The 9,582-nt window shown below is 70.6% G+C and carries 10 protein-coding genes; 7 read left to right on the plus strand and 3 right to left on the minus strand.

Annotated features, from left to right (window positions below; translation table 11 throughout):
• Positions 1-55 precede the first annotated feature (55 nt).
• Positions 56-1,312 carry an MFS transporter gene (locus HJG45_RS11230; RefSeq protein ID WP_171612218.1) on the plus strand — a complete coding sequence of 419 codons (1,257 nt, stop codon included), beginning with the start codon at positions 56-58 and terminating at the stop codon, positions 1,310-1,312.
• A gap of 13 nt (positions 1,313-1,325) precedes the next feature.
• On the opposite strand, the gene HJG45_RS11235 is transcribed toward HJG45_RS11230, so the two are convergent.
• Entirely contained in the window at positions 1,326-2,897 is a 1,572-nt protein-coding gene (locus HJG45_RS11235; RefSeq protein ID WP_171612219.1) for a GMC oxidoreductase, read from the minus strand.
• A gap of 153 nt (positions 2,898-3,050) precedes the next feature.
• On the opposite strand from HJG45_RS11235, the gene HJG45_RS11240 reads away from it, so the two are divergent.
• From HJG45_RS11240 to HJG45_RS11265, 6 genes are all read left to right on the plus strand, one after another.
• Positions 3,051-3,524 carry a DoxX family protein gene (locus HJG45_RS11240; RefSeq protein WP_171612220.1) on the plus strand — a complete coding sequence of 158 codons (474 nt, stop codon included), beginning with the start codon at positions 3,051-3,053 and terminating at the stop codon, positions 3,522-3,524.
• 1 nt (position 3,525) lies between these two features.
• Positions 3,526-3,972 carry a cupin domain-containing protein gene (locus HJG45_RS11245; RefSeq protein ID WP_171612221.1) on the plus strand — a complete coding sequence of 149 codons (447 nt, stop codon included), beginning with the start codon at positions 3,526-3,528 and terminating at the stop codon, positions 3,970-3,972.
• 5 nt (positions 3,973-3,977) lie between these two features.
• Positions 3,978-4,883, plus strand: coding sequence for an SMP-30/gluconolactonase/LRE family protein (locus HJG45_RS11250; RefSeq protein ID WP_171612222.1), 906 nt, complete (start codon positions 3,978-3,980; stop codon positions 4,881-4,883).
• Positions 4,880-5,767 (plus strand): VOC family protein, encoded by an 888-nt coding sequence (locus HJG45_RS11255; RefSeq protein ID WP_171612223.1) that lies wholly within the window; start codon positions 4,880-4,882, stop codon positions 5,765-5,767. The genes HJG45_RS11250 and HJG45_RS11255 overlap by 4 nt, the downstream gene beginning before the upstream one ends.
• A 32-nt stretch (positions 5,768-5,799) precedes the next feature.
• A complete protein-coding gene (locus tag HJG45_RS11260; RefSeq protein ID WP_171612224.1) occupies positions 5,800-6,150 on the plus strand; it encodes a RidA family protein in 351 nt (116 codons plus the stop codon).
• A 503-nt stretch (positions 6,151-6,653) separates the two neighbouring features.
• On the plus strand, positions 6,654-7,385 hold the full coding sequence (locus tag HJG45_RS11265; protein ID WP_171612225.1) for a CHAP domain-containing protein: 732 nt from the start codon (positions 6,654-6,656) through the stop codon (positions 7,383-7,385).
• A gap of 16 nt (positions 7,386-7,401) precedes the next feature.
• Here HJG45_RS11265 and HJG45_RS11270 read toward each other — a convergent pair whose 3' ends face one another.
• Positions 7,402-8,562 (minus strand): serine hydrolase, encoded by a 1,161-nt coding sequence (locus HJG45_RS11270; RefSeq protein WP_171612226.1) that lies wholly within the window; start codon positions 8,560-8,562, stop codon positions 7,402-7,404.
• An 86-nt stretch (positions 8,563-8,648) separates the two neighbouring features.
• Positions 8,649-9,578, minus strand: a complete 930-nt coding sequence (locus tag HJG45_RS11275; RefSeq protein ID WP_171612227.1) for a 3-hydroxyacyl-CoA dehydrogenase — start codon at positions 9,576-9,578, stop codon at positions 8,649-8,651.
• Positions 9,579-9,582 lie beyond the last annotated feature (4 nt).

Raw genomic sequence — 9,582 nt, forward strand, 5'->3', positions numbered from 1 at the left:
ATGCGGCGCCTCCAGGCTCGCGCCCCGCGCCGTCGACGGCGCGGGGCCTAGCGGCATGGCCGGCTTCGGCGCCCTCGGGCGCGCCCTGTCCCATCGCGACGCGCGCCTTTTCTTCGCCGCCTCGCTGGTCTCCTGGACCGGGCTCTGGGTGCACCGGATCGCCGTCTCCTGGCTCGCCTGGGAGATGACGCGCAGCGCCTTCTGGGTCGGCATGGTCGCCTTCTCCGACCTCGCGCCGGCCGTCATCTTCAGCCCGATCGCCGGGGCGATCGCCGACCGCATGGACCGGGTGCGGCTGACCATGCTCTCCCAGGCGGTCATCGCCTGCGAGGCGGCGCTGGTCGCCACCATGGTGGCGACGGGCGAGATCAGCATCGGCATCCTGCTGGCGCTCGAGGCGCTGAGCGGCACCGCGGCCAGCTTCTCGCAGCCGGCGCGGCAGAGCCTGATGCCCGGCCTGGTGCCGCGTGCCGACCTGCCGGCGGCGGTCGCCTGCAACTCGCTCTGCTTCAACGTCGCCCGCTTCATCGGCCCCGCCATCGCCGGGCCCTTGATCGCGACGGGCAGCGTGGTGCCGGCGGTGCTGTTCAACTGCGGCGCCTATGTCATCGCCTGCGCCACCATGCCGCTGCTGCGGGTGGAGCCGGGACAGCGCCGCGGACATGCACCGGAGGGCAGCGTCTGGGCCGAGACGGCGGCCGGCTTCCGCTATGCCGGGCGGCATCCGGGCATCGGGCCGCTGCTGGTCTTCGCCGCGATCTGCGCCGTGTTGATGCGCGGCGTGCAGGAGATCCTGCCGCCCTATGTCGAGCGGCTGTTCCATCGCGGGCCGGACGGGCTGGCGATGCTGACGGCGAGCATCGGCATCGGCGCGCTGATTTCCGGCCTCTGGGTCGCCAACCGGGGCCGCATGCAGGGCACGACGCGCATCGCCATCGGCGCCGTCGGCGTGCAGGCGCTCTGCACCGTCGGCTTCGTCGCCACCGGCTTCTTCCCCTTCGCCCTGCTCTGCGCGGCGGCCATGGGCGCGGCGGGCTCGGCGCATGGCATCACCACCCAGACCCTGGTGCAGAACGCCGCCGATGCCGCGATGCGCGGCCGCGTGCTCAGCCTCTGGGGGCTGATCACCCGCGCCTGCCCGGCGCTCGGCGCGCTGCTGCTCGGCATCCTCGGCGAGCTGTTCGGGCTGCGGCTGCCGACCATCCTGGCGATGCTGCTCGCCCTCGGCGTGCTCGCCTGGGGCTGGCGGCGCCTGCCCGGCATGGTCGCGGCGCTCGAGGACCGGCAGGAGGCAAGGGTCGCGGCGCGATGACGCGAGGCCAGGCTCAATGCCCGGCCAGACGCGCCGCGATATGGTCGCCGACCCGCAGCGCGTTGGCGATGATGGTGAGCGTCGGGTTCACCGCGCCGATCGAGGGGAAGAAGCTCGCATCGGTGACATAGAGGTTGTCGAGCTCATGCGCCCGGCAATCGAGGTCGAGCACCGCGCTGGCGGGGTCGGGTCCGAAGCGGAGCGTGCCCGCCTGGTGCGCGGTGCCGCCGATCGGGATGTCGCGGCCGAGATAGAGCCGGCGGTCGAGCAGATGCGGGTGGATGTCGAGCCCGTCGCAGAGCAGGCGCAGCTTCTCCCGCAGCCGGCGATGCGCCTCCATATTGGTCTCGGTCAGGTCGAGATGCACCTGGCCGTCGCGATAGTGGATGCGGTTCTGCGGCAGCGGCAGATCCTCGGAGGTGATCCAGAAATCCACCGAGTGCTGGGCGACCCAGTCGAAGGGCTGGGCGGGCAGCCATTGCAGGAAGCCCGGCAGCCCCTCGGCCTCGATCTGCACCCCGTCCGATTTGCCGAGCATCTGGATATGGCCGAGCGGGTAGTCCCAGTCCGGCGTCCCCAGGTAAAAGTCGTTCAGCCCGATCGTCTTCTGGAAGCGTGTCGGGTTCGGCCGGCGGGAGACGGCCATCACCGCCGCATTGTTGTGCCGCATGTAGTTGCGGCCGACGAGGCCGGAACCGTTGGCCAGGCCGTTTGGATGCGCGTCGCTCGCCGAGCGGAGCATCAGCAGCGCCGAGGAGAGCGCGCCGCAGGCGACGACGACGCAATCCGCGGCGAAGCGCAGCCTCTCCTCGCCGCGGACCGCCTCCACTTCGGTCACGGTGCGGCCCGCCGGATCGGTGTGCAGCCGCTCGACCAGGGTGCCGGTCATCAGGGTGAGATTGGGATGCGCCCGCAGCGCCGGATCGACGCAGATCACCTGCGCATCCGCCTTGCCGTTCACCAGGCAGGGAAAGCCGTCGAAGGTGGAGCAGCGGATGCAGGGCGAATGCGGTACCGGCTCGCCGTCCCGCTCGTCGAGCAGGATGCCGACCGGCAGGTGGAAGGGATGATGGCCCACGCGCTTCAGATCGTCGAAGAGCTCCTGCATGCGCGGCTCGTGCGAGACGGGAGGATAGGCATAGGGCTTTACGGCGGGCGGCTCGGTCGGATCCTCCCCGCGCAGCCCGTGCACGTGGTAGAGCTCCTCCGCCGCCTGGTAATAGGGCTCGAAGACGTCGTAGCCGACCGGCCAGGCGGGCGAGATGCCGTCCGGATGACGGATCTCGCCGAAATCCTCCAGCCGCAGCCGGAACAGCACCGAGCCGTAGACCTTGCTGTTGCCGCCGACGAAATAGTGCAGGCCGGGATGGAAGGTCTCGCCGGCGGCGTTGGTCCAGGTCTCCGCCGCCTGGTAGCGGCCGTCGAGGAAGACGGCGCGGCTGTCCCAATTCTCCTTCTCGCGCCGGAGATACTCGCCGCGCTCGAGCAGCAGGATCCGCTTGCCCGTCTGTGCCAGGCGCCAAGCCATGGTCCCGCCGCCGGGGCCGGAGCCGATGATGATCACGTCGTAGCGTTCTGCAGCCATGGAAAGCCCCGTTCCTCGGCCCGGTGCGACGGCCAACGCGAGGCGGTCGCCGGGCGTTCCGCGGCGGGGGGCGGAACCACCGCCATACGCTGGCGATAGGGCAGCGACGGTACGGGCCGGCCCGCCCGATGGCGGCGCCTGGCGGAGGGCGACATGGCATCTGACGTCGTGGTGACGCTTGCGGTCCGGCTGTTGCTGGTCATCCTGTTCCTGCCCTTCAGCGCACTCGACAAAATCCTGAATTTCCAGGGCGCCGTCGGCCAGGCCCGCGAGATCGCGCCAAGCCCTGCGCTCGCGCGGCTGCTGATCCTGTCCGGGCTCGGCGTCGAGATCCTGATGCCGCTTGGCATCCTCACCGGCACCGCCGACCGCCTCGCCGCGCTCGTCCTCGCCGGCTACTGCATGGTGACGGCGCTGCTCTGGAAGCGGTTCTGGCAGCCCGGGGATTTCTGGCAGGCGGGCGAGAGCCGGGGGCGCACCCTGTTCTGGGATTTCCTGAAGAATTTCTCCCTCGCAGGCGGCTTCCTGCTGCTGGCCTTCGGCAGCGGCGGCAGCGCGCTCGGCGCCTTCCTCGCCGATCCCTTCGCCTCGACGCACCCCTATGCCGCCTGGATGACCGGAGGCTGAGATGAGCGACGCATCGCCACGCATTCCCTATTGGCATCTCTGGACCGACGCGGAGGGCGTCAGCCGCCAGCGGCGCTGCACCATGACGGAGTTCGCGCTGCATTCGATGAACCCGCCCGCGGCTCCGCAATGGCAGGGCAGGAAGACGCATGGCGGCATGACGGTGATGGTGACGGTGCAGCCGGTGGGCTGGGTCGGCGACTGGCACGAGAACCCGCAGCCGCAATGGATCATTCCCCTCTCCGGCCGCTGGTTCGTCGAATCCATGGACGGGCAGCGCGTCGAGATGGGGCCGGGCGAGATCTCCTTCGGCGAGGATCAGGGCACGCGCGAGCGGGGCGGCCGCAAGGGCCATCTCTCCGGCACGGTCGGCGAGGAACCGGCGGTGCTGATGGTGGTGCAGATGGACGACCCGCCGCAGCCCGACGCGCCCTGCCGGTTCCGGTAGCGGCCATGGAGGGCTTCGAGGTCCATGACCGGCGCTTCGCGCATTACGTGCTCGGCAATGCGCCGCTCGAGCTACTGGCCTCCGGCTTCCGCTGGGTCGAGGGGCCGGTCTGGATGGGCGATGCGGATTGCCTGCTCTTTCAGGACCTGCCGCGCAACCGCACCATGCGCTGGACCGAGGAGGCGGGTGTCAGCATCTACCGCGCCCCCTCGGATTACGCGAACGGACAGACGCGCGACCGGCAGGGACGGCTGATCGCCTGCTCGCATCGCGGCCGCTGCCTCTACCGCACGGAGCTCGACGGCAGGGTGACGCGGCTGGTCGCGCAGCATGCCGGCAAGCGACTCAACGCGCCGAACGACGTGGTGGTGCGGTCGGACGGGACGATCTGGTTCACCGATCCGCTCTACGGCATCCAGAACGACTACGAGGGCGGGCGGCAGGAATCGGAGCAGCCGCCGGCGCTCTATCGCTTCGCGCCGGAGAGCGGCGAGATCCGCGTCATGGCCGGGGATTTCGACGGGCCGAACGGGTTGGCCTTCTCCCCCGACGAGCGCCGTCTCTACGTCGCCGAGACCGGCGACCAGACTGGCGACGCGCCGCGGCAGTTCATCCGCGTCTTCGATGTCTCGCCCGATGGCGAGCGGCTGTCCGGCGGCGGCTTCTTCCACGCCGTCTCGCCGGGCTACTGCGACGGCATGCGGGTAGACGAGGACGGCAACATCTGGTCCAGCGCCGCGGATGGCGTGCATTGCATCAGCCCCGAAGGCCAGCTGCTCGGCAAGGTGCTGGTGCCGCATCGGGTGTCCAACCTCGCCTTCGGCGGGGTGATGAAGAACCGGCTGTTCATCGCTGCCTCGCACAGCCTCTACGCCATCTTCCTCAACCGCCGCGGCGCGCACTGGCCGTGACGGCGGGCTGGCGCATCGCGGCGGTCAGCCTCAGCACCGCCGATACCGGGCGGCTCGCCGCCTTCTACGAGGCGGCTTTCGGCTTCCGGGCGGTGGGGCCGGCGCTGGCCGGCGCGGCGGTCGCGTGCCTCATCGGCCAGGACGGCGCCGGCGGCGAGGTGCTGCGGCTGCAACTCGGCGCGCAGGCGATCGAGCTCTGGGCCGCCGATCCGCCCGGCCGCCCCTATCCGGCGGACAGCCGCAGCTGCGACCTCTGGTTCCAGCACATGGCGATCGTCACCGCCGATATGCGCGCCGCCTATGCACATCTCCTGTTGCAGCCGGGCTGGACGCCGATCACGACCGATGGGCCGCAGCGCCTGCCCGAACGGTCGGGCGGCGTCACCGCCTTCAAATTCCGCGATCCCGAAGGACATCCGCTGGAGCTGCTGGAATTCCCGCCCGGGCGCCGCCCCCCGGCCTGGCAGGCGGCGCCGGGCGGGCCCTGTCTCGGCATCGACCATTCGGCCATCGCCGTCGCGGACAGCGCGGCGAGCATCGCCTTCTATGCCGGGCTCGGCTTCGCGCCGGCCGGCGGCAGCGACAATGAAGGACCGGAGCAGGCGCGGCTCGACGGGCTTCCCGGCGCCCGGGTGCAGGTGACCGCCCTGCGTCCGGCCGCGGCGCCGCCGCATCTCGAACTGCTCGGCTATGCCGCGGCCCTGCAGTCGCGACCACGGCCGGCGGGGCTGCGCGAGGCGGATCTGGCGGCGACGCGGTTGCGGCTCATTCCCGTCGCGTCGCCGGACGGAGCCGACGAAACGCGCCTGCTGCACGACCCGGACGGGCATGGGCTGGTCCTGGACGGCCGCCCCCTGGCTGACGGGCCGAAGTTTCCGGTCTAGAACCGCCTCTCCTGCAACGGAGAGGCCCGTCGATGTCCAAGATCACCCGCCAGGGCAGCAACGCCATCCTGTCGACCTCGGTCGAGTACCACAACTTCGTCTTCCTCGCCGGCATCACTGCCGATGACCTGTCGAAGGACATTACCGGCCAGACCCAGGAAGTCGTCGCCAAGATCGACCAGGCGCTGGAGAATAACGGCACTGACAAGACGCGGCTGCTGACGGCGCAGATCTGGGTGAAGAAGATCAGCGACCGCGACGCCATGAACAAGGTCTGGGTGTCCTGGCTGGGTGAGGCCGGCCGGCCGGCGCGGGCCTGCGTGGAGGCCAACATGGCGGACCCGCGGCACCTGGTGGAGATCATGGTCACCGCCTGCCGCTGACCCTGCCCGCGGCGTTCGCGGGCACGTCGCGTGAGCGCCGCGCACTGGCCCCTGCCCGCCCCGACAAGCATTGCTGCGACGCGGTAGGCGGCGAGGTGACGGAAGCATCGTATTGCGACGCGGCATGGCCGGGCTGCATGCAATCATTGGCCCGTCCGGCTTCACCTTCCAGGCAGGATTGCCTGGAAGGACTCTGAGTCGGCTGGATATTCTTCATCCGATCCAGTCGCCGGAACTGTGGCAATCCTGCTGCCACACTGTTGTGTCAGCTTTGATTATTCGCATTTTTAGGACACAAGTCCGTTCACGCGCCCGCTAGCGGTGTCCGATCCAACAAATCAAACGCCGTTGCGATGTGTTTCGCCGCCGCGGATTGCCCCCGCTGTAACGGCTTGTTAGCCAAATCGCGACGATGGCTCCGTGAGGCGTGAAGCAAGGCCTTGCCGCGGCGCTCCGCTCTTCGTGGCGCCATCGCAACAGGGGCAATAACGGGGGCAGGCAATATGCGCGTCGCGGGTACGACCCTGGCATTGTGCGTGGCATTTAATTATGGTTTCGTAACAAATAACGCTGAGGCCGCAAATCCGGGCCAGCCGGCCGGCCATGCCGCGAAACGCCAGACGGGTGCCCACGCCTCCTCCACCGCGCGCCGGCATGTCCGCACGGCCTATCGCGCGGCCGGCCGGACCGCCGGCATCTCCTGCGTTCCCTATGCGCGCGACGTCACCGGCATGCAGATCCGTGGCAATGGCGGCGACTGGTGGGCGAATGCGGCCGGCCGCTACGACCGCGGCGAGCGTCCGGAGCCGGGCTCGATCATGGCCTTCCGCGCCACCGCCGGCATGCGCCTCGGCCATGTCGCCGTGGTGAGCCGCGTGCTCGGCCCGCGCCATGTGCTGATCGACCATGCCAACTGGGGCGGGACCGGCATCCGCAAGGGCACGATCATGCACAACATCAACGTGGTCGATGTCTCCGAGGCGAATGACTGGTCGGAGGTCCGGGTGCAGCTCGCCTACGACACGACCAGCTTCGGCAAGGTCTATCCGACCTACGGCTTCATCTACAACCGCCCGGACGACGTGCCGGCGACGCGCTTCGCCGCCGACACCTCGATGCAGCGCAGCATGCGCTTCGAGCAGCTGGCCGAGATGCCGGTCGGCGCCCGCTCCGCCTCCTTCGAGACGCTGGCCGCCATGACGGTCGGCCAGGCGAAGGCGACGCCGCAGCGCTGAGACGGCACACCGCGCCTCAGCCGGCGTAGACCGCCCGCTCCATCGCCGCGAAGGCTTCCAGCACCGCGGCATCGGCGAAGGGCAGGATCTGGGTGGCGATCACCCCGGCCCGGTCACGCCGCGGGTCGATCCAGTAATAGGTGTTGGCCAGCCCCGCCCAGGCGAGGCTGCCGGCGGCGCGGCCTTGCGGCACGTCCTCGATGTTGATCAGGAAGGACAGCCCCCACCCCTTCCGCATGCCGGGGAAGAGCTCGAGGTCGTTGGTCGAGGCGGGGATCGCCGAGCGCAGCGGCGGCACCTCGAGCGGCGCGATCTGGTCGCGCATCGCCTCCCGCACCGTCTCGGGCGCCAGGATGCGGGCGCCGTCGAGCGTGCCGCCGTTCAGCCACATGCGGCAGAAGCGCAGATAGTCGAGCACCGTGCCGTAGAGGCCGCCGCCGCCCATGTGGAATTCCGGCTCCTGCGGCACCTCGAAGGGGATGACCGAGAGTGTCCCGTCCGGCGCCTTGGCATGCATCGAGGCGAGCCGCGCCCGCTGCGTCGCGCCCAGCCGGAAGCCGGTATCCCGCATGCCGAGCGGGTCGAGCACCCGTTCGCGCAGCACCGCATCCAGCCGCTGCCCGGTGACCGCCTCGACCGCCAGCCCCGCATAATCGATGCCGATGCCGTATTCCCAGCGCTCCCCCGGCTCGGCGAGCAGCGGCGTGGCGAGGGCGGCGCGCTCGCAGCTGATGACGCCCGGCACGCCGCGCGCCGCCATGAAGGCGCCGATCTCGGCATTGAAGAAGTCGTAGCCGAAGCCCGCCGTGTGGCTCAGCAGGTGGCGCAGGGTGAGCGGCCGGCGGGCGGGCCGCAGCATCGGCTCGCCGCCCTCGGGTGCGAAGCCGGTCAGCACCTGCGGCTGCGCCAGATCCGGCAGCACCTCGGCGATCGGCCCGTCCAGGGAGAGGCGCCCCGCCTCCACCTGCTGCAGCGCCGCCACCGTGGTGATCGCCTTGGTCATGGAGGCGATCCAGACCACCGTATCCGGCGTCATCGCCGCCTCCTGGTCGAGGCCGCGGCGGCCGAAGCCGCCCTCGTAGAGCAGCCCCCCGGCATGGCCGGCGGCGGCGGCGATGCCGGGCACCGCGCCGCTCTCCACGGCGCGGCGCAGCGCGGCGTCGATCTCGTTTTTCATGGGCGTCCCCTCCTGTCAGGCAGGGAAGCCTAGGCGCGTTGCCGCCGCTCCGTGCAGCCGGAATCGGCGATCGCCCCAGCCTCGCCTCAGCCGGGCTGGCCGAGCTTATGCGTCATGAGGGCCATCAACCGCCGGTCACGCCAGGCGCTCCGTGCCTCGATCTCCTCGAGCGGCAGCGCGGCGCGCCGCTCGGCCGCGACGCGCCCGACCGTCGCGGCGTCGTAGTCATAGGGCGTCTGCTCCTCGGTGATGCCGCCCATCAACGGCCCGAAGCGGGCGACGTAATCCGCGACGCCACCGGGCGCATTCAGGTCGATCGTCTCGAAGGGCCCCATGAAGGACCAGCGCAGGCCCAGCCCGTCCTTCACGCAGGCATCGACATCCTCGGCCGACATCACCCCGTCCCGCACCATGCGGAAGGCCTCGGCCATCAGCGCCGCCTGCAAACGGTTCAGGACGAAGCCGCGCGTCTCCTTCAAGGCGGTGACCGGCACCTGCCCGACCCGCTGCATCAGCGCCCGGCACCGCGCCACCGCAGCCGGATCGGTCCAGGGCGCGCCGACCAGCTCGACCAGCGGGATGAGATAGGGCGGGTTCACCGGATGCGCGACCAGGCAGCGGCCGCGCCCGGGCAGGTTGCCGGTGAACTCGCTGGCCGGGATGCCGGAGGTCGAGCTTGCCAGCACCACATCGGGCGGGCAGAGCCGGTCGAGCTCGGTGAAGAGCTCCTGCTTCGGGCCGAGCCGCTCCGGCCCGTTCTCCTGCACATGCACCGCGCCGGCGACGCATTCGGCGAGCGTCGCGGCGGGGGCGATGCGGGCGATGATCGCCGTCGGCGCCTCCTGCACCAGCCCGGCGGCATGGAGATCGGCGAGGCTCGTGGCGATCAGCCCCATCGCCCGGCCGGCGACGCCGTCCATCTTGTCCCAGAGCGAGACGGAGAGCCCGGCGCGCGCGAAGACCATCGCCCAGGCGCGGCCGATGAGCCCCGCCCCCACCACGGCCACCTTGTCCATGCTG

This window comes from Roseicella sp. DB1501, assembly GCF_013112485.1.
Lineage (GTDB): Bacteria > Pseudomonadota > Alphaproteobacteria > Acetobacterales > Acetobacteraceae > Paracraurococcus.